This window comes from Labrys okinawensis (assembly GCF_047345005.1).
GTDB lineage: Bacteria > Pseudomonadota > Alphaproteobacteria > Rhizobiales > Labraceae > Labrys > Labrys okinawensis.
In genome coordinates, this window is the sequence record NZ_CP178864.1 from 3319078 (window position 1) to 3337642 (window position 18565).

Annotated in this window: 17 protein-coding genes; 7 read left to right on the plus strand and 10 right to left on the minus strand. The window is 60.1% G+C overall.

The genetic code is table 11. The features are described 5' to 3' along the window. Window positions 1-9: 9 nt before the first annotated feature. From ACMDCR_RS15575 to parE, 3 genes are all read right to left on the minus strand, one after another. Window positions 10-420, minus strand: a complete 411-nt coding sequence (locus ACMDCR_RS15575) for a hypothetical protein (protein WP_413993377.1) — start codon at window positions 418-420, stop codon at window positions 10-12. After that, complete coding sequence (locus ACMDCR_RS15580; RefSeq protein WP_413993378.1) at window positions 413-673, minus strand: type II toxin-antitoxin system Phd/YefM family antitoxin; 261 nt, start codon at window positions 671-673, stop codon at window positions 413-415. The genes ACMDCR_RS15575 and ACMDCR_RS15580 overlap by 8 nt, the downstream gene beginning before the upstream one ends. A gap of 171 nt (window positions 674-844) precedes the next feature. Beyond that, entirely contained in the window at window positions 845-2971 is a 2127-nt protein-coding gene (gene parE, locus ACMDCR_RS15585; protein WP_413993379.1) for a DNA topoisomerase IV subunit B, read from the minus strand. 251 nt (window positions 2972-3222) lie between these two features. On the opposite strand from parE, the gene ACMDCR_RS15590 reads away from it, so the two are divergent. The 4 genes from ACMDCR_RS15590 to ACMDCR_RS15605 are packed head-to-tail and all read left to right on the plus strand — an operon-like array spanning window position 3223 to window position 6093. Continuing rightward, window positions 3223-4119 carry a cell envelope integrity EipB family protein gene (locus ACMDCR_RS15590; protein ID WP_413993380.1) on the plus strand — a complete coding sequence of 299 codons (897 nt, stop codon included), beginning with the start codon at window positions 3223-3225 and terminating at the stop codon, window positions 4117-4119. 43 nt (window positions 4120-4162) lie between these two features. Next, complete coding sequence (locus ACMDCR_RS15595) at window positions 4163-4972, plus strand: phosphatase PAP2 family protein (protein ID WP_413993381.1); 810 nt, start codon at window positions 4163-4165, stop codon at window positions 4970-4972. A 16-nt stretch (window positions 4973-4988) separates the two neighbouring features. Next, window positions 4989-5738: a glycosyltransferase family 2 protein gene (locus ACMDCR_RS15600; protein ID WP_413993382.1), complete on the plus strand. Its 750-nt coding sequence runs from the start codon at window positions 4989-4991 to the stop codon at window positions 5736-5738. Then, a complete protein-coding gene (locus tag ACMDCR_RS15605) occupies window positions 5728-6093 on the plus strand; it encodes a lipid-A-disaccharide synthase N-terminal domain-containing protein (protein WP_413993383.1) in 366 nt (121 codons plus the stop codon). Before ACMDCR_RS15600 ends, ACMDCR_RS15605 begins: the two co-directional genes overlap by 11 nt. 716 nt (window positions 6094-6809) lie before the next feature. On the opposite strand, the gene metC is transcribed toward ACMDCR_RS15605, so the two are convergent. The 5 genes from metC to ACMDCR_RS15630 form a co-directional block, all read right to left on the minus strand. Beyond that, window positions 6810-8003 carry a cystathionine beta-lyase gene (metC, locus tag ACMDCR_RS15610; RefSeq protein ID WP_413993384.1) on the minus strand — a complete coding sequence of 398 codons (1194 nt, stop codon included), beginning with the start codon at window positions 8001-8003 and terminating at the stop codon, window positions 6810-6812. A gap of 88 nt (window positions 8004-8091) precedes the next feature. Then, on the minus strand, window positions 8092-8829 hold the full coding sequence (locus tag ACMDCR_RS15615) for an amino acid ABC transporter ATP-binding protein (RefSeq protein ID WP_413993385.1): 738 nt from the start codon (window positions 8827-8829) through the stop codon (window positions 8092-8094). 20 nt (window positions 8830-8849) lie between these two features. Beyond that, window positions 8850-9542 (minus strand): amino acid ABC transporter permease, encoded by a 693-nt coding sequence (locus tag ACMDCR_RS15620; protein WP_413993386.1) that lies wholly within the window; start codon window positions 9540-9542, stop codon window positions 8850-8852. Next, entirely contained in the window at window positions 9542-10279 is a 738-nt protein-coding gene (locus tag ACMDCR_RS15625) for an amino acid ABC transporter permease (protein WP_413993387.1), read from the minus strand. The genes ACMDCR_RS15620 and ACMDCR_RS15625 overlap by 1 nt, the downstream gene beginning before the upstream one ends. 201 nt (window positions 10280-10480) lie before the next feature. Next, entirely contained in the window at window positions 10481-11383 is a 903-nt protein-coding gene (locus tag ACMDCR_RS15630) for an amino acid ABC transporter substrate-binding protein (protein WP_413993388.1), read from the minus strand. Between the two features lie 339 nt (window positions 11384-11722). Between ACMDCR_RS15630 and ACMDCR_RS15635 the strand changes: the two genes are divergently transcribed. The 3 genes from ACMDCR_RS15635 (at window position 11723) to ACMDCR_RS15645 (ending at window position 15985) form a co-directional block, all read left to right on the plus strand. Next, window positions 11723-12430, plus strand: coding sequence for an amino acid ABC transporter ATP-binding protein (locus ACMDCR_RS15635; protein WP_413993634.1), 708 nt, complete (start codon window positions 11723-11725; stop codon window positions 12428-12430). 226 nt (window positions 12431-12656) lie between these two features. After that, window positions 12657-13655 carry a prolyl aminopeptidase gene (pip, locus tag ACMDCR_RS15640; RefSeq protein WP_413993389.1) on the plus strand — a complete coding sequence of 333 codons (999 nt, stop codon included), beginning with the start codon at window positions 12657-12659 and terminating at the stop codon, window positions 13653-13655. 1274 nt (window positions 13656-14929) lie between these two features. Continuing rightward, window positions 14930-15985 carry a hypothetical protein gene (locus tag ACMDCR_RS15645; protein ID WP_413993390.1) on the plus strand — a complete coding sequence of 352 codons (1056 nt, stop codon included), beginning with the start codon at window positions 14930-14932 and terminating at the stop codon, window positions 15983-15985. Window positions 15986-16211: 226 nt separating this feature from the next. Here the strand turns inward: ACMDCR_RS15645 and istB are convergent, their stop codons facing one another. Both istB and istA read right to left on the minus strand, forming a co-directional pair. Next, entirely contained in the window at window positions 16212-17006 is a 795-nt protein-coding gene (gene istB / locus ACMDCR_RS15650) for an IS21-like element helper ATPase IstB (protein ID WP_413989052.1), read from the minus strand. Beyond that, window positions 16996-18519, minus strand: a complete 1524-nt coding sequence (gene istA / locus ACMDCR_RS15655; RefSeq protein ID WP_413989053.1) for an IS21 family transposase — start codon at window positions 18517-18519, stop codon at window positions 16996-16998. The genes istB and istA overlap by 11 nt, the downstream gene beginning before the upstream one ends. Between the last annotated feature and the right edge of the window lie 46 nt (window positions 18520-18565).

Sequence of the window (18565 nt, forward strand, 5' to 3'; positions counted from 1 at the left end):
CAAAGCGCCCTAGCGCGTCATTCGCCTGGCGCGACGAGTTCGAATATTGTTTGCCAGCAGCCGAGCTACTCTTTCTGTGAACGAGCGGCTGAAGCGGCCGAAAGACCGGGAATTTGGGTCATAGCTCGTTGAGAATGGAAGTGTATCGAGATTGTATTCGCTGACATGGACAAAGGCCCTACGAGCGAAATTCAGTCCACCTCGCCGAAGTTCAATTTCCGGTACCTCGATAGCGTCTTCTGAATCGACAGGTGCTTGGTCGCTAATCGCAAGAATGACGAGCTGGGTAACACCCGGATTCGTTTTCGTCTGAAACACGAGGCAGGCCGTACGATCCTTTGGATTGTCTATGCCCTTCGCGTGATCATGAGCCCAAAGATAGGGATAATGAAAAACGTCACCCGGTTCGCGATCAGCCATTCGTGACATCCTCGCCATCGGCGAAACGATCGAGCGCCGGGAGAAGCCACTCGGCAACTTCTTCGGGTGTGTTCTCCACTGTAAAGACACGCCGTGTCTGGGCCGCCGACGCGGCGAGCTTCTTGTAGTCCTCGATAGACATCAGCACGTAGCGCGGCTTGCGGTGATGGGTAAGGGTGACCGGCTCCCGGTTTGCCACGCTCGTGACATCGCCCGAGTGACGACTGAGTTCGGCAAGAGAAAATTCGCGCATCGATAGCCTCCTGACTTCGTACAAAATATACGAATATTTCGTATGAAGTCAAAGGGCTCCTTGCCGCATTTGTAGACCGCATCTCAAAGCGAGAATGCGTCTGCGTCTTCTCCTGGAAACAGTGCAGTTTACAAGAAAGCAAGAGCGGACGAGGACGTCCGCGCTCCCAGATCAAATATCCACCAGCTCGCTCGCGAATGCCGCGCGTTCCTGGATGAAGGTGAAGCGCGCCTCGGGCTTGTTGCCCATCAGGCGTTCCACCGAACCCGATGTGTCGGCGCGTTCCTCGTCCTCCACCATTACCTTCAGAAGAGTGCGCTTCTTGGGGTCCATGGTGGTTTCCTTCAACTGCGCCGGCATCATCTCGCCCAGGCCCTTGAAGCGACCGATCTCAACCTTCTGGCTGCCCTTGAACTCGCTGGCCAGGATTTCGTCCTTGTGGGCGTCGTCGCGGGCGTAAAGGGACTTGGTGCCCTGGGTCAGTCTGTAGAGGGGCGGGGCGGCCAGGAAGAGGTGGCCGCGCTCGATCAGGCGCGGCATCTGCCGCCAGAAGAAGGTTATCAACAGTGACGCGATGTGGGCACCGTCGACGTCGGCGTCCGTCATGATGATGATCTTCTCGTAGCGCAAGTCGTCGTCGCGGTAATGCGAGCCCATGCCGCAGCCGAGCGCCTGTCCGAGGTCCTGCAACTGCTGGTTCTGCGCAAGCTTGTCCCTGCCGGCAGCAGCGACGTTGAGGATCTTGCCGCGCAGCGGCAGCACGGCCTGGCTCGCGCGATCGCGCGCCTGCTTGGCGGAGCCGCCGGCGGAGTCGCCCTCGACGATAAAGAGTTCAGAGCCTTGCGCGGCATTGTTCGAGCAGTCTGCGAGCTTGCCAGGCAGGCGCAGCTTGCGTGTGGCCGTCTTGCGGGCGACGTCCTTTTCCGCCCTGCGCCGCAGACGCTCCTCGGCGCGCTCGACCACGAAATCGAGCAGCTTGAGGGATTGCGAGGGCGTCGAGGCGAGCCAGTGGTCGAAGGCATCCTTCAGGGCCTGCTCGACGATGCGGCTGGCTTCCGTGGTCACCAGCTTGGCCTTGGTCTGGGAGGAGAATTCCGGCTCGCGGATGAAGACCGAAAGCATCGCCGCCGAGCAGGCCATCAGGTCCTCGGTGGTGATCTGCGCGGCGCGCTTGTTGCCGATGCGTTCGGCGTGATCCTTCAGGCCGCGCAGCAGGGCGATACGCAGGCCAGCCTCATGCGTGCCGCCCTCGCGCGTGGGCACCGTGTTGCAATAGGAGGAGACATAGCCTTCATCTTCGGCGAACCAGCCGATCGCCCATTCGACGGAACCATGCCCTTCTGCCTTGTCGACCTTGCCGGCGAAGATCTGCTCGGTGACCAGTTCCAGCCCCTCGCTGGCCGAGCGCAGATAATCCTCCAGGCCACGCGGGAACTTGAAGCTGTCCTCGGCCGGCACGTCGCTGACGCCCAGCAGCAGTTCGGGCGCGCATTTCCAGCGGATCTCGACGCCGCGAAAGAGATAGGCCTTCGAGCGCGACATCTTGAACAGGCGCTTGGGATCGAAAGTGGCGCCGTGCTTGAAGATCTGGATGTCCGGCTTGAAGCGTATCCTGGTGCCGCGCCGGTTGGGGGCTGCGCCGACATGCTCGACAGGCCCGAGGACCATGCCACGGGTAAAGCGCTGCCGGTACAGTTCGCGTCCCCGCGCAACCTCGACCTCGACCGTCTCGGACAGGGCGGTGACTGCCTTGATGCCGACGCCATGCAGGCCACCGGACGTGTCATAGACGTCGGAGTTGAATTTGCCGCCGGCATGGAGCTTCGTCATGCTGACTTCGAGCGTCGACATCTCCGGAAATTGCGGATGCGGGTCGACCGGAATGCCGCGGCCGTTGTCGGTGACGCACACGAAGCCGTCGACTGTCAATTCCACCTCGATGAAGGTGGCGTGGCCGGCGACCGCCTCGTCCATGGAGTTGTCGATCACCTCGGCGAAGAGGTGATGCAGGCCGTCGCCATCCGGCCCGGTCGAACCGATATACATACCCGGGCGCATGCGAATGGCCTCGATGCCTTCCAGAACGCGGATCGAGGAGGCGCCGTAACCGTCCTCGCCCGCCTTGGACGGAGGCGCCTTGGTCGTTGGTAGCTTGCCGGCCGCCTTGGCCGCCATCTCGGCCTTCAAGGCAGCGGCGATCGACTGGGTCGACAATTTCTTGCCATCGGTGGATTTGTCGGCTCTGCCCTTCGAGGAGGCAGACTCATCGCCGCCGAAAAGATCGGAATTATCGCTCATTCAAAAACGGTCTCGCGGAAGCGTCGCGCACAGGCGATTCGCAATTTGGTTTATTATGGCACGTTCGCATGGCAGCCGCGAACGGACCGTAAACAGCCTTGTTGATGGATGTGAATTGGCGCGAGAATCAGGACGACGTCAGGCCCTAGTTCCGTCACGATTCACAGGCTCTTTGTGCATTGCGGGGACCCAGGCTGCTGCCTATAACTGCTTCCACGCCATTACGGACTTCTGAAACGGATTATTGCTTCATGCCGATGACACGTGCGGCCAAATTCGGTGCCATGGTACTTCTGGGTACGTTGGGCTTGACGATACCGGCTCTGGCGCAAGACGCTTCCAACCCGCAGCGGGTTTCCGCTGCAACGCCCGTCAAGCCGGTAACCACGGTGCCCTTCGTGGCCCATCGCGCGATCTATGACCTGCAGCTCGACGGCCGCAAGCAGTCCACCAGCGTCGACAGCATGCGCGGTCGCATCGTCTATGATTTTTCCGGTAATGCCTGCGATGGCTACGCGCTCAATTTCCGGCAGGTCACCGAGATCGGCCTGAGCGGGGGCGGCGTCAACACCTCGGACCTGCGTTCGGCCACTTTCGAGGACGACAAGGGCCACAGCTTCCGCTTCAATTCGCAGAACTACACCAACCAGAAGGTCGACGGCGTGGTCGACGGCCAGGCGAGCCGGGCGGACAGCGGTGGCATCGCGGTGGCGCTGAAGAAACCGAAGACGACCAAGTTCGACCTTTCCAAGGAAGTGCTCTTCCCCACCGGGCAGATGAAGGCGATCGTGGCGGCCGCACAGGCCGGCCAGCATGTGTTCGAAAGCCAGGTCTATGATGGCTCGGATGGCGGCCAGAAGATCTACGACACCCTGGCCGTGATCGGCTCCGCGATCTCGCCGGACAAGCCTCGTGAGGGCGCCGCCATTGGCGCCAAGGAACTCGACGGCATCGATCGCTGGCCGGTGACCATTTCCTATTTCGATCCGAGCAAGAAGGTCGTGGGCGAGCAAACGCCGGTCTACACCATGTCCTTCGACCTCTATGCCGACGGCATCTCGGGCAATCTCACCTTGGATTATGGTGATTTCCGCCTGAGGGGTACCATGGCCTCGCTCGATTTCCTGCCACAGACCGCGTGCAAGTGAGCATGGCTCTTCAAATCGGCGCAACAGCCTCGCGCGTGCTGCCTTGAGGAATGCCGTCCGGCAATGGAGTCACACGCAAGCCTGGCGTGCGCTCTGGCGGCGCCTGCGCGGGCCCGCGCATTTTCCTTCAGCGCCGCTGTTTGGGCGAGTTTCCACTCCCGCCGCCCTGGCTTTCGGCGCTGTGCTGGTTGTCGCCCTGATCCTGTTGGCGGACCCGGCCTCGCAGCGCGTTTTGCCGGAATGGCCTCGCAGCGTCGTGCATGTCGCCTCCATCATCACCAATCTCGGGGACTCCGGCTATTATCTCATCCCTGTCGGCATCGTGCTGATCCTGCTGGCCATAGTTGATTTCGAATTGCCGCCACGTCTCGACGTGGCCTTGCGACAGTTCTGGCTGCAACTGGCTTTTGCCTTTACCGCGATTGCCGCCACCGGCCTGATCGTCAATATCGGCAAGCGCATGATCGGGCGGGTGCGTCCGCTGCATGTCGATCCCGGTTCCTATCTGCATTTCGAGCCGTTCTCCTGGCGCGCGAGCAATGCCAGCTTTCCGTCCGGACACGCCACGACGGCCTGGACGGTGGCTGCGGTGCTGGTGCTGTGCTGCGGTCCACGGCTGCGACCCTACGTCTTCGTCCTCGGCACGCTGGTGTGCATCAGCCGTGTTGTGATCGGCGCGCATTACCCGGCCGACGTGGTGGCCGGCGCGCTGTTCGGCTGGTTCGCAACTCTGTGGTTTGCGCAATTTCTTGCGCGGCGCAGCCTTGTTTTCCGGCAAAACGGCGACGGCACTCTTGCGTTGCGGGGGCAAGACGCGGCAAAGACGCTGCTTATGGCGTGGCGAGCGCGCTGATAAGGTCTGAGCCCCTATGACAACTGCAAGCAACGCGCCCGAGATCAGCGTCGTGGTGCCCGTCCGCAACGAGGCGGGCAATATCGAGCCGCTGATCCGGGAGATTGCGCAGGCCTTGTCCGGACGCAGCTTCGAGATCGTCTATGTCGACGACGGGTCGAGTGACGCCACGCCCGCTGAACTGGGACGTCTCAAGGCGGAATTGCCGTTCCTGCGCAGCCTCAGGCACGAGGCCTCCTGCGGCCAGTCCTGTGCAGTGCGTACGGGCGTGCGCAATGCGCTTGGCAGCCTCATGGTGACGATCGATGGCGATGGCCAGAATGATCCGGCCTATATTCCTGCACTTGTCGATGCACTCATGTCCGGCGGCCCGACCCTGGGCATGATTGCCGGCCAGCGGCTCGGCCGCAAGGACACCGGCTTTAAGCGCTGGCAGTCGAAGATGGCCAACAAGTTGCGCGCCTCGGTGCTGAAGGATGGCACACGCGATACCGGCTGCGGCCTGAAAGCCATCCGGCGCGAAGTCTACCTGGCGCTGCCCTATTTCGACGCTCTGCATCGCTTCATGCCGGCCCTGGTCAAGCGTGAGGGTTTCGATGTCGGTCATGTCGACGTGGTGGACAGGCCCCGGCTCACCGGCGTTTCGAATTACGGTTTCTTCGATCGGCTTTGGGTCGGCATTCTCGATCTCGTGGGTGTCTGGTGGCTGGTGCGCCGCCGGCGCCGGGTGCCTGTCGTCACCGGGGGAGCCAACGATGCTGGTTGAACTGTCCAACGCCCTCGGCGGCTATCTGCACAACGTCTTCTATACGAAGTTCGACTTCTGGCTCTGGCTCGGGCTGTTCGCACAAACCCTGTTCACGGCACGCTTCATTGTGCAGTGGTTGGCGAGTGAGCGAGCCGGCAAGAGCGTCATCCCGTTCAGCTTCTGGGTGCTCTCCATCGGAGGCGGCGCGCTGCTCTTCCTTTACGCGCTGATCCGGGCCGATCTCGTCTATATCATCGGTCAGGGCTCCGGCCTGCTCATCTATCTGCGCAACGTCTCCTTCGTACTGAAGGAGAGGGCAGCCGAGAAGGCGAGGGCGGAGGCGGAAGCCGCTAAGCAGGGCGGTGCTTCCTGAACCTCTGCGTACTGTCGGGCATTCGCCCGAGGTTGGCGGGCCCAGGGCGCAAAACAAGAGGCAATGCGCGTCGGGACAGCCAAAAGCCGTCCCTTCTTCCATGAGGGGCCAAGCCGTTTCGTGAGACTGCTGCCAGTCATTCGCCACTGGCCTTGCTTTCGAGGGCCGGGATACCACCGGACGTGATGGCTCCCGACATCCTCCTGACCCAGGCTGGGACAGTGTCTCAGTTCCCCTTTCAGCAGGGGATGGGCACGCCGAGGCGGTTAGAATTGGACCCACACACCGCTTCGCCAGTATCCGCGCCCCTCATGTTCGCGCCAGCGGTACTTGTCGTTTTGACTCCAACGCCAATCATCAGGATGTACGGTGAGCCTGAAGCCTGGCTGGTAGTCATAAGATTCCCTTACATGCCAACAATCACCGTTTTCATTGCAGATGATACGTGCGGTGGCGCCACTTGTCGCTAGGGCAAGTGTTCCGGCTCCAAGCAGTGCAGCTAAGGCAATCTTCCTAATCGAGTTCATGATATCCTCCATTGTGTGGTCGATATCTATGGAAAACTCCTCAGGGCAAGGTGGGTTCCCGCTTGTCATCCGCGTGTGCATTTGGATGGACACGAATTGCCTGCATCGTCGGTAACTGGCCGACCAGCAAAGTGAGGCGACTTTGACATCGCCAAAGACCCTCATTCCGTGTGTAAGCATCGGCCGCTTTCAGGGGACGCTCAGTGCCCTGAACCGCGCCAGGCCAGCATCGAGGTCGGCGATCAGGTCGGCGACATCCTCGAGCCCGACATGCAGGCGCACGCCCGGGCCCCCCGGATTCCAGTCCGTGGCCGTGCGGTATTCCTTGCAGTCGAAGGGGATGGCAAGGCTTTCATAACCGCCCCAGGAATAGCCAAGGCCGAAGAATTTCAACTCGTCCAGGAAGGCGGCGACGGCGGCATCCGGGGCGGGCTGCAGGATGATCGAGAACAGGCCCGACGAGCCCTTGAAATCGCGCTTCCAGATGGCATGGCCGGGATCGCTGTCCAGCGCCGGATGCAGCACGTGCTGGACCTCGGGCCGGGACGCCAGCCATCTCGCTACCCGCAGGGCGCTGTCCTGGTGCTGGCGCAGGCGTACCCCCAAAGTGCGCAGACCGCGCATGGCGAGGAAGATATCGTCCGGCCCGACGCACAGGCCCGAATCGCCATAATAGGCCTTGAGAGCTGGCCAGGCTTTGCGGGAGGCCGAGACCACGCCGAACATCGCATCGGAATGGCCGACGATATATTTCGTGCCGGCCTGGATGGAGAGATCGACGCCATGGCCGAAGGCGTCGAAGAAAAGCGGCGTTGCCCAGGTATTGTCGAGAAGCACGGTGGCGCCATGCTTGTGGGCGATGCCGGCGATCGCTGGAATGTCCTGCATCTCGAAGCTCTGCGAGCCCGGCGCTTCCAGATAGACCGCCCTGGTGTTGGGCCGGAGCAGTTGCTCGATGCCAGCGCCGACCAGCGGATCGTAATAGGTGGTTTCGATATTGAGGCGCGTCAGCACCCTGTCGCAGAAATTGCGGGTCGGCAGATAGGTGGTGTCGACCATCAGGAGATGATCGCCGGCCGACAGGCATGAGAGCAGGGCGGTCGAAACCGCGGACAGTCCGGATGGGCAGGTCACCACGCCGGCGCTGCCATCGAGCGCCCTCATCGCCTCGTCGAAAGCGTCGGACGTGGGCGTTCCGCGTCGGCCATAGGCATAGCGCTGGGTGTGGCCGAGCAGGTCCTTGACCGTCGGCGCCAGCACCGTGGAGCCGTGATAAACTGGGGGATTGACGAAGCCGTGATAGTCGGAGGGCTCGCGCCCGCCGATGACGAGACGGGTGTTTTCGCCAAACGTGGCAATTTCGCTTTTGCTGATTCTTTTCATACCAGGGAACTAGAAGGAGGAAATGACCAAAAGAAAACCTCCCCGCCGAGATGGCAGCGGGGAGGGCGAATATAATCAGCGGCTGGAGTTAATGCTGTAAAATTTTGTTGAGGAATTCGCGGGTGCGGGGCTGGCGATCCTCGATATTGCCGAAGAATTCGTCCTTGGTCGTGTCCTCCAGGATGCGGCCGCCGACATCCATGAAGATGACGCGGTCCGAAACCTTGCGGGCAAAGCCCATTTCGTGAGTCACCACCATCATGGTCATGCCTTCGGAGGCGAGGCCGACCATGACGTCGAGCACTTCGCCGACCATCTCCGGGTCGAGCGCCGAGGTAGGCTCGTCAAAAAGCATGACGATCGGATCCATCGACAAGGCGCGGGCGATGGCGACGCGTTGCTGCTGGCCGCCGGACAACTGGCCCGGGAACTTGTCCTTGTGGGCGATGAGGCCGACGCGATCCAGCATTTTCAGGCCGCGCTTATTGGCATCGTCTTCCTTGCGGCCAAGCACCTTCACCTGGGCGATGGTGAGGTTGTCCGTCACCGACAGGTGAGGGAACAACTCGAAATGCTGGAATACCATGCCCACGCGGCTGCGCAGCTTGGGCAGGTTGGTGGCCTTGTCATGGACGCCGACACCGTCGACCCAGATCTCGCCCTTCTGGATCGGCTCCAGGGCGTTGATGGTCTTGATGAGGGTGGACTTGCCCGAACCGGACGGTCCGCAGACGACCACGACTTCGCCCTTGTTGATCTGGACGGAGCAGTCATTGAGAACCTGCGTCGCGCCGTACCATTTGGAAACGCTCTTCATTTCGATCATTTTGATTGGCGTCCTTCAGTTCAGCGCACGATACGGATTTTCTTGTTCAGTCTCTTGACGAGCGTGGACAAGGAAAAACAGACGACGAGATAGAAGACGGCGGCCAGGAGATAGCTCTCGATCCGGCGGCCGAAGGTGTTGCCCATGATTTCGAAGCCCTTCAGGATGTCGTAGGCCCCTATGGCATAGACCAGCGAGGTGTCCTGGAAGAGCACAATGGTCTGCGTGAGGAAGACGGGCAGCATGTTGCGCAGCGCCTGTGGCAGCACAATGTAGCGCATGTTCTGCGCATAGGTCATGCCAAGGGCATAACCGGCGGCAGTCTGGCCGCGGGCCAGCGACTGGATGCCGGCGCGGACGATTTCGCTGAAGAAAGCAGCTTCGAAGACGATGAAGGTGATAAGGGCGCAGATCTCGGCCCGATACTTGTTGCCGATGCCGCCCGGGAACAGATCGTAGAAGCTCGAGGGAACCAGCAGGAAGAACCACAGGATCACCATCACCAGCGGCACGCTGCGCATCAGGTCGACATACAAGGTCGCGACATATTCGAGCGGCTTGATACCGGACAGGCGCATCAGGGCGATCATCGTACCCAGTGCAATGCCGCCGATCGTGGCCGCGATGGTGAGCGAGACGCTGAAATAGAGGCCGCTCAGCAGATAGTTGCCGATATTGGTCCAGGTGAAGAAGGAAAAATCAAGCGAAGGCATCAATGCGCCCCCTTTGCTTGCGGGTGCAGGCCGGGGATGCGCGTTCGTTTCTCGATATAGGACATCACCCGGTTAACCGTCAGCGCGGTGATGACATAGAGCACGGTGGCCGCCAGATAGACTTCGACCCCGCGCGAGGTTTCTTCCTGGGTTTGCATGGCGAAACTGATCAATTCCGGGATCGAGACCGCAAAGGCCACGGAGGAGTTCTTGACGATATTCATCGCCTCGCTCGTGAGCGGAGGAATGATGATGCGGAAGGTCTGCGGCAGGATCACATAGCGGTAGGCCTGTGCCTGCGTGAAGCCCATGGCATAGGCCGCGTTGCGCTGGCCACCCGGCAAGGCCAGGATGCCCGCCCGAACCTGTTCGGCGATCCGCGCCGAGGTGAAGAAACCGAGGGCACAGCAGGCCAGGACGAAGCCTGGAACGCTTTTCATGCCAGGCACCACCTCCGAGATCACGAAGAACCAGATGAAGAGCTGAACGAGAATAGGGATGTTGCGAAACAGCTCGACCCACGCGGTAGCGAGCGTGGAGATGATCCTGTGCTGCGCTACGGTGCGCAGCGTCCCGATGATGAAGCCAAACACCAGCGCGATCACGAGCGAGGTGAAGGCCACCGCGACCGTGTAGCCCCAGGCGGACATCATCCATTGAAAGTAGGTAATGCCGTCTCCCCGGTCATCCCAAAGGAATTGCCAGCGATCCCAGATATCCTGCCAATAAGCCATCATAGTTTGCCCAAGCCCATGCCCGCTCCCCGTCAGTCCTTGCAGGAAAGTCAGGGGACAGGGGTACCAGATCGTTCTTCTTATTTGAGCCCCGCAGGCGCTTTATGGTTGCGCCATTGCGGATGGAACTTTCAATCCGCCCCGGACGCTCTGCACCTGCAGTGCAGCGCGTCCGTTGCAGCAATCGGAGTACCTGCAAGGCGGTTATTGACCGGGCTGCTTATAGTCCTCGGCCGGCTTGTCGTTCGGGTTGGCCCAGGCGTTCTTGGTCGCTTCAGACGCCGGCATGTTCAGCGTGACATTGTTTGGCGGAATCGGCTGCATGAACCACTTTTCGTAGAGCTTGGCGATGGTGCCGTTCTTGATCTGCTCCGCGATGCTGTCGTCGACGACCTTCTTGAAGTCCGGATCGTCCTTGCGGATCATGATGGCGATCGGCTCAACAGACAGGACCTCCGGCAGGATCTTGAAGGCCTTGGGGTCCTGCGCCCTGGCGATGTTCGCCGCGAGGATCGAGGCATCCATCACGAAGGCGTCGGCCCGGCCGCTCTGCAGCAGCAAGAAGCTGTCGGCGTGATCCTTGCCATAGACTTCGTTGAAGGTGATGTCCTTTGCGCGCTTGTTTTTGCGCAGAGTCTGCACGGAGGTGGTGCCGGTTGTGGTGGCGACCGTCTTGCCGTTCAGGTCCTCGAGTTTGTTGATGGGCGAGTCGGCTCGAACGGCGATCTTCACTTCCTCGACATAAACCGTGTCGGCAAAAGCGACGTCCTTGGCGCGTGCCGTGTTGTTCGTCGTCGAACCGCATTCGATATCCACGGTGCCGTTCTGAACCAGCGGCACGCGGTTCTGCGAGGTGACAGGCTGATAGCGAATCTCGAGCTTCTCAAGTCCGAGCTTCTTCTTGATGTCCGCGATGATGTTCTGGCAGACGTCGTAATGATATCCCGTATAGATGCCGTTTCCGAGCGTATAGGCCAGACCGGAAGACTCTCTCACGCCTTGGGTGATGGAACCAGAAGATTTTACCTTATCCAACGTTCCATCGGCGTGTGCCGACGAACCAAGGACAGCAAAGGCGATCACTGCAGTGATGAGGAGTTTTTTCATTTTACTCTCCAGATTGAGTGCCGGGACTATGGTCTCATTTGCGTCATTTGCAAAGCGCTTGCGCTTTGAACGAGGCGAGATGGTGAAGCTTCCTGTGGAGCAAGCCGGATGATAGACGATGCAAGCAGCGGTTGAGAAGTGGCAAGGGGAGCGCCTCCTGCGTTGTGGGGAGGCAAGCGCTGGCGTTCCCCAAGGCGCTGCGCTAAATTATTACCGTCGACAGGAATAATTCCGCGTGATCTCGCGCGGAGAGAGCAAAGGAAAAGGCGTCCGATGGCTTCGATATCCCTGGCAGCTTCACCTCGCGATTCTGGCGAATCCGCCGTGCAGATCAGGGACATGAACAAGTGGTTCGGCGACTTCCATGTTCTCAAGGACGTCAACCTCGAGGTTCGGCGCGGCGAGCGCATCGTCATCTGCGGCCCTTCGGGCTCCGGCAAGTCCACCATGATCCGCTGCATCAACCGCCTGGAGGAGTTCCAGAAGGGTTCGGTCACGGTAGACGGCATCCCGCTCACCAATGACCTGAAGCGCATCGACGAGGTGCGCCGCGAGGTCGGCATGGTGTTCCAGCACTTCAATCTCTTCCCCCACCTCACCGTACTGGAGAACTGCACGCTGGCGCCGATCTGGGTGCGCAAGATGCCCAAGAAGGAAGCCGAGGAACGGGCCATGGCTTTGCTCGACCGCGTCAAGATCCCGCATCAGGCCAAGAAATATCCCGGCCAGCTCTCGGGCGGCCAGCAGCAGCGCGTCGCCATCGCCCGTGCCCTGTGCATGAATCCCAAGATCATGCTGTTCGACGAACCGACTTCGGCCCTCGACCCGGAAATGGTCAAGGAGGTGCTCGACACCATGGTCTCGCTCGCCAATGACGGCATGACCATGCTGTGCGTGACCCACGAAATGGGCTTCGCCCGCCAGGTCGCCGACCGGGTCATCTTCATGGACGCCGGTCAGATCGTCGAGATGAACGAGCCCAACGCCTTCTTCTCCAATCCACAGCACGAGCGCACCAAGCAGTTCCTCAGCCAGATCCTGCATTGAGGACGACATGCCAGGGAACCCTGCCCGACAGGCGTGGTTAACGGCCATCCGGAAGGTGAATCGCTCCGCTCGGATGAACGAGGCGTTTATCCAAGGTGAATTATCCCGAGCCGTGCCACCCGTCTTGACGGTGGTATTATTGGCGGTAGGTATGGACGGCCTTCTGGTCAGGCGAGAACCTTGCGGCTTCCCAGCCATTCTGGATCTATAGTGCAGGAATTTGATTATGGCGTTTGATCGCTCGAGCGAGCCGAACGGCACGCTGAGGCGGGGACTTTATCCCGAAATCGAGGCCTATCGGTCAGGCATGCTCGACGTCGGCGACGGGCATTCGATCTACTGGGAACTCGCGGGCAATCCGGACGGGCTGCCGGTCGCTTTCCTGCATGGCGGCCCCGGCGCAGGCTGTTCGCCCAAACATCGCCGCCTTTTCGATCCCCGGCGCTGGAACGTGCTGTTGTTCGATCAGCGCGGCTGCGGGCGCTCGCGTCCGCATGCCAATCTGGAAGCGAATACGACTTGGCACCTCGTCTCCGACATGGAGCGCCTGCGCAAGGAGGTGATGAAGGTCGGTCGCTGGAGCCTGTTCGGCGGCTCCTGGGGCTCTACCCTGGCCCTGGCGTATGCCGAGACCTATCCCGAACTGGTGTCTTCGCTGATGTTGCGCGGCATTTTCACCCTGCGCCGCATGGAACTCGACTGGTATTACCGGGAAGGCGCTTCCTATTTCTTCCCGGACAAATGGGAAGCCTTCCGAAAGGACCTGCCGCCGCAGACCTGGGCGGACCCGATCCTGACCTACCACCGCCGCCTGACGAGCGACGACGCGGCGCTACGCCTCGCGGCGGCGAGAGCGTGGAGCGTGTGGGAGGGCGAGACCTCCACCCTGATGCCCGAAGGACCGGCGACTGGCCACGCTCAGGAACAGTTCGCTCTCGCGTTCGCGCGCATCGAGAATCATTACTTCGTACACGGCGGCTGGATGGAGGAGGGGCAACTCCTGCGCGACGCCACCCAGCTTGCCAACATTCCCGGTACGATCGTGCAAGGCCGCTATGACATGGTTTGCCCCCCGATCACCGCCTGGGAGCTCTCCAAGCGTTGGCCGAAAGCTGAACTGCAATTCGTCGAGGATTCCGGCCACTCGTTCTCCGAGCCCGGCACGCTGCATCGGCTGATGGAGGCCACCGACAAATATGCGAGCCTGCTTGGCGCGGGAGCATGATCGGACCGCAGTGAGGCGTAGACGCTAGAGCAAAGCGCATTTAAGCGTAAACGCTGCTTTGCTCTAACTCTTTGTTTCGACGCGTCTTTGCGATTCTTGCCGATTCCGTCAAATCGCAAAACGCTCTCGCCACAGGCGAGCCTCGTCCCGCCTTGTAAGATAGCGGGAAGGCGTGCTCGCAGGGCTCGATCCCAAAAAGGCGGAGGCCCCGGCAAACGAGGATTGGTTTTTGTCGAATCTCCGAACCTTTGCATAGGGACTTGCATGCGCAGCATGCCGCCCTAGACGCCCCAACCTCCTTCGCCGATCTCGTCCCTTGCCGGTGGCTTGAGGGAGCTGTCGCGATGATCGATGCCGCGGGTTGCCGGTGCGCCATCGCCCCGGGAGATCCCGGATAAGAACGCCAACGATATTTCCGCCCACCAGGGCAAGCGGCAACGCCTGTCTTGGCGAGATGGGCGACTTATGCGGGTCCGCCGTATCTCGGATTCGCGCGCACTGGTAAATCCGGGTCCGGTCAAGCCACCTTCGAAACAAAAGGAGTACGTCCCGCGTGGGTCATTCTCAAATACAATGATCAATGGACAATCTACGGGCTGTCTCATGGAGACAGTCCCAATATTCGGATTCTCCCAAGCCGTGCAGGATGGGAATTTGCTGGGACGGCACGCCCTCTTCATCCTCAGACGTTTCTGGTCGTAGTCTGACATTCCTCATCATTTTCTGACGTTCCTCTCAGGTATAACCCAAGTGATCTTGGAATGAGATCGCGCGCGTGAGGAGCAGTTTCGTATGAGGATCGCCGTTCGACAAATTATTCGTTACATTCCCTAGAGAAATGAATCTGATAGATTGACACAATTCTCGCCTTCATTTAAGAGTACGAGAAACTAATCCGATAGGTAGCCGAATAATGTCAATACAATGCTGATTTCCTATAGGCATCTATGACCGAATGCAGCTTTAGTTAAGAGGTGAGCTGGCAATCATGTTGCATAATCTGAGCATCCTTCTTCCGTCCGGCGTTCTTGGCGGATGTGGGGGATTGCCGAACCTTGGGTTGCCTCAACGTTTCCCGATGCGCGACAGGGGCGTCCTCTGCGTCTCCAATGTGTCCTCGGCCGATATCGCCCTGTCTCTGCAATCGATCTTCAGTGGTGTCGGTATCGCAGGTGCAAGCACCGCCCAGACGTGCCGCCCATTTCTACTCTCCTTCGTTGTGATGAGGCGTCTACTCACCATTCTCTGCGAAGAGTCTTACTGTAGGAAATAGAATGAAATCACTCTTCGCGCGCAAGATATTTTGGATTTTGTTTGTGATTCCAAACGCTTTATCCGTATTGTATTTTGGAATTATAGCGTCTCCACAATATATCTCGGAGTCGCGGTTTGTGGTCGCTCAGGCCGACGATCGTTCCGCCGGTGCGCTGGCTGCACTTATGGGATCCGGGAGCTATTCACTAGGCGGAGCCTACATCATCCATGACTATCTTGAGTCGTGGGAAGGAATGCTGGCAGCAGCAAGGCAATTCCCGCTTCGCCAGGCCTATGGCAGCAACGCCATCGATCCAATTGGCCGCCTGGGAGGGTTGTGGTATTATGAAACCTCCGAAGTGTCGCTTTGGAATTATTTTCGCTCAAAGGTCGTCGACGGGGTCGACGATCGAGATAACGTCAGCACCCTGCAGGTTTACGCCTATGATGCGGCCTCCGCCAAAGCGCTGAACACTCTCTTGCTCGCTCAGAGCCAGGACCTTCTCAACCGGCTGAATCAGGAAAAGGCCGCCGAGGCGACTCAGGTTGCAGCCGCCAATGTCAAGACTGTGCGAGCGCGGTTGCAGGCCGACGGCGCGCGATTGGCGGATTTCCGGGATCAGCACCTGCTGTTCGATCCATCGCAGCAGGCAACAATCCAGATGGACATGGTGAGCCGTCTCAAGGAGGCTGTGCTGCGCAAGCAGTCCGAACTATCGACACTCGAGGCCGCGACCCCCAACAATCCGGGTATCCCGAATCTGAGAAACCAGATCGCCGCGATGCAGAGCCAGATTCAATCCCAGGGAACGGTGGTCAGCGGTTCTGAGAATTCCTTCTCAAGCCATGGTGTCGAATATGACGGCCTCGTGGCCGAGCAGGCCAACGACCGGCAGTTGCTGCTGTCGGCGGAGCAAGGCCTGCAGACCGCGCAACTGAATGCGCAGCATGGCCAGTACTACCTTGAGATACTCAGCCCTCCCAACCAACCTCCCGAGCCGCAATATCCCCGCCGCCTCGAATCTATGTTGATCGTCTTTGCCGTCACCCTCGTGTTGTGGAGCATCCTGCGATGACTCCATTTCCCCATTCACTGTGGGCGATCCCGGGCGCGCCAGGGGAGTGCAGCAGGCACAACACGATCCTTGAAAAGAAGCGCATGCGGAGTTGGCCCGAAACCCACTTCCGTCCGGCTATTTCCGGTGTGCGCAATTGCGTGCCTTTCCACGCTGTGTTGATTTCCGTTGAGAAGTGACCCGGGATTTCCATTGAGAACTGACCCGCCCCGATGATGTTTGTGTGTCAGGCTGAGGTCAAGTTTCGTGCCTTCTCCTTTGCTGGCTTTGGACTTTTCGCAGAGCTGTTTTTGAAGCGGAAGCTGTCGTTTCCGGTCTCCAGGATATGGCAGTGATGGGTGAGGCGATCGAGGAGCGCAGTGGTCATCTTGGCATCGCCGAAGACGGAAGCCCATTCGCTGAACCCGAGATTGGTGGTGATGACAACGCTGGTGCGCTCATAGAGTTTGGAGAGCAGGTGGAAGAGCAACGCGCCACCCGAGGCACTGAAGGGCAGGTATCCTAATTCGTCGAGGATAACGAGGTCGGAGTGGACGAGGCGACCGGCAATCTGACCGGCCTTTCCCTGGAGCTTTTCCTGCTCGAGAGCATTGACGAGTTCGACGGTTGAGAAGAAGCGAACGCGTTTATGATGATGTTCGATCGCCTGAACGCCGAGTGCGGTGGCGATGTGGGTCTTGCCCGTACCGGGGCCGCCGATCAGGACGATATTATGAGCGTCCTCGAGGAACTCACAGCGATGGAGCTGGCGCACGAGAGCCTCGTTGACCTCGCTGGAAGTAAAGTCAAAGCCGCTGAGGTCTCGGTAGGCTGGAAAGCGGGCGATTTTGAGCTGATAGGCCGTTGATCGAACTTCGCGTTCGGCTGTCTCGGCCTTGAGGAGTTGCGCCAGGATCGGCATGGCGGCCTCGAAGGCCGGGGAGCCCTGTTCGGTCAATTCGCCGATGGCCTGGGCCATGCCGTGCATCTTGAGGCTGCGCAGCATGATGACGAGAGCGCCGCTTGCCGGATTATGACGCATGGCGAGCCTCCCGGCGCAGGGCCTCATAACGTTCGACATTGGCCTTGGGCTCAGTGGTCAGAACCAGAGCCTGGGGAGCGTCCACGGTTGGTGGGGTGATCGGCTTGCCGTCGATCAGGCGATGCAGCAGGTTGAGGATATGGGTCTTGGTCGGAACACCTGCACTCAATGCCAGTTCGACGGCCGTCAGCACGACCTGTTCGTCATGCTGAAGCACGAGCCCCAGGATCTCGACCATCTCGCGGTCGCCGCCTGGCGTTTTGAGCAAGCGGTGTTGCAACGATCGGAAGGCATCCGGCAAATCGGCAAAGGGGGCACCGTTGCGCAGGGCTCCTGGTTTGCGCTGGATGACCGCCAGATAATGGCGCCAATCATAGATCGTCTGGCCCTGTTGGGAATGGGACCGGACAAAGACCCGCCGATGCTCGCAGATAGCCTGGCCCTCGGCTGCGACGACGATGCGGTCTGGATAGAGCCTGACGCTGACCGGTCGATTGGCGAAGGAAGCTGGAACGCTGTAGCGGTTACGTTCCAGATGGATCAGGCAGGTCGGTGAGACGCGCTTGGTGTATTCGACAAAACCATCGAAGGGGCGTTGGACCGGCATCAGATGACGGATCTCCTCGTTCCAGACATCGGCGACGGTTCCGGATTGGACGCCGTGCGGGGTCAAGGACCATAGGTCCCGGCAGCGTGTCTCAAGCCAGTCGTTCAGCGCCTCCAGGGACGGGACGTTCGGCATGGGCTGCCACAGCCGATGCCGGGCATCCTGGACGTTCTTCTCGATCTGTCCCTTCTCCCAACCTGAGGCGGGATTGCAGAACTCGGCCTCGAACAAGAAGTGGCTGACCATTGCCGAGAAGCGGATGTTGACCTGGCGATCCTTGCCACGGCCGACTTTGTCGACCGCCGTGCGCATGTTGTCGTAAATCCCTCGGCGCGGCACGCCGCCCAGGACACGGAAGGCGTGATTGTGGGCATCGAACAGCATCTCGTGGCTTTGCTGGAGATAGGCCCGCAGCGTGAAGGCGCGGCTGCACGACAGCTTGAAGTGGGCAACCTGCAGCTTGGTTCGCTCGCCGCCGATGATGGCCCAGTCTTCGGACCAGTCGAACTGGAACGCCTCGCCCGACACGAAGGCCAGCGGCACGAAGGTGCCACGACCGCTGGTGCGCTGCTCATGCTGGCGGGCTGCCTTCCATTCGCGCGCGAAGGCCGCCACCCGATTGTAGGAGCCTCCGTAACCAAGGACTGTCAGATCGGCATGCAACTGTTTGATCGTGCGCTTGTGCTTGCGGCTCTTGCCGGCTTCCACCCGCAGCATCGCCGACAGCTTGTCCACATAAGGATCAAGCTTGCTGGGCCGATCGGGAACAGCGAACCGAGGCTCAATCCGCTCGGCGCGCAAATACTTGCGAACTGTGTTCCTCGATAGCCCAGTGCGTCGGCATATCTCCCGGATCGGCAAATGGTCCCGGTAGTGCCAGCGTCGAATGACGCTCAATAACTCCATGTTGATCACTCCGTCGTCCCCTGCGCTAGCCGCACAGGGGGAGCTT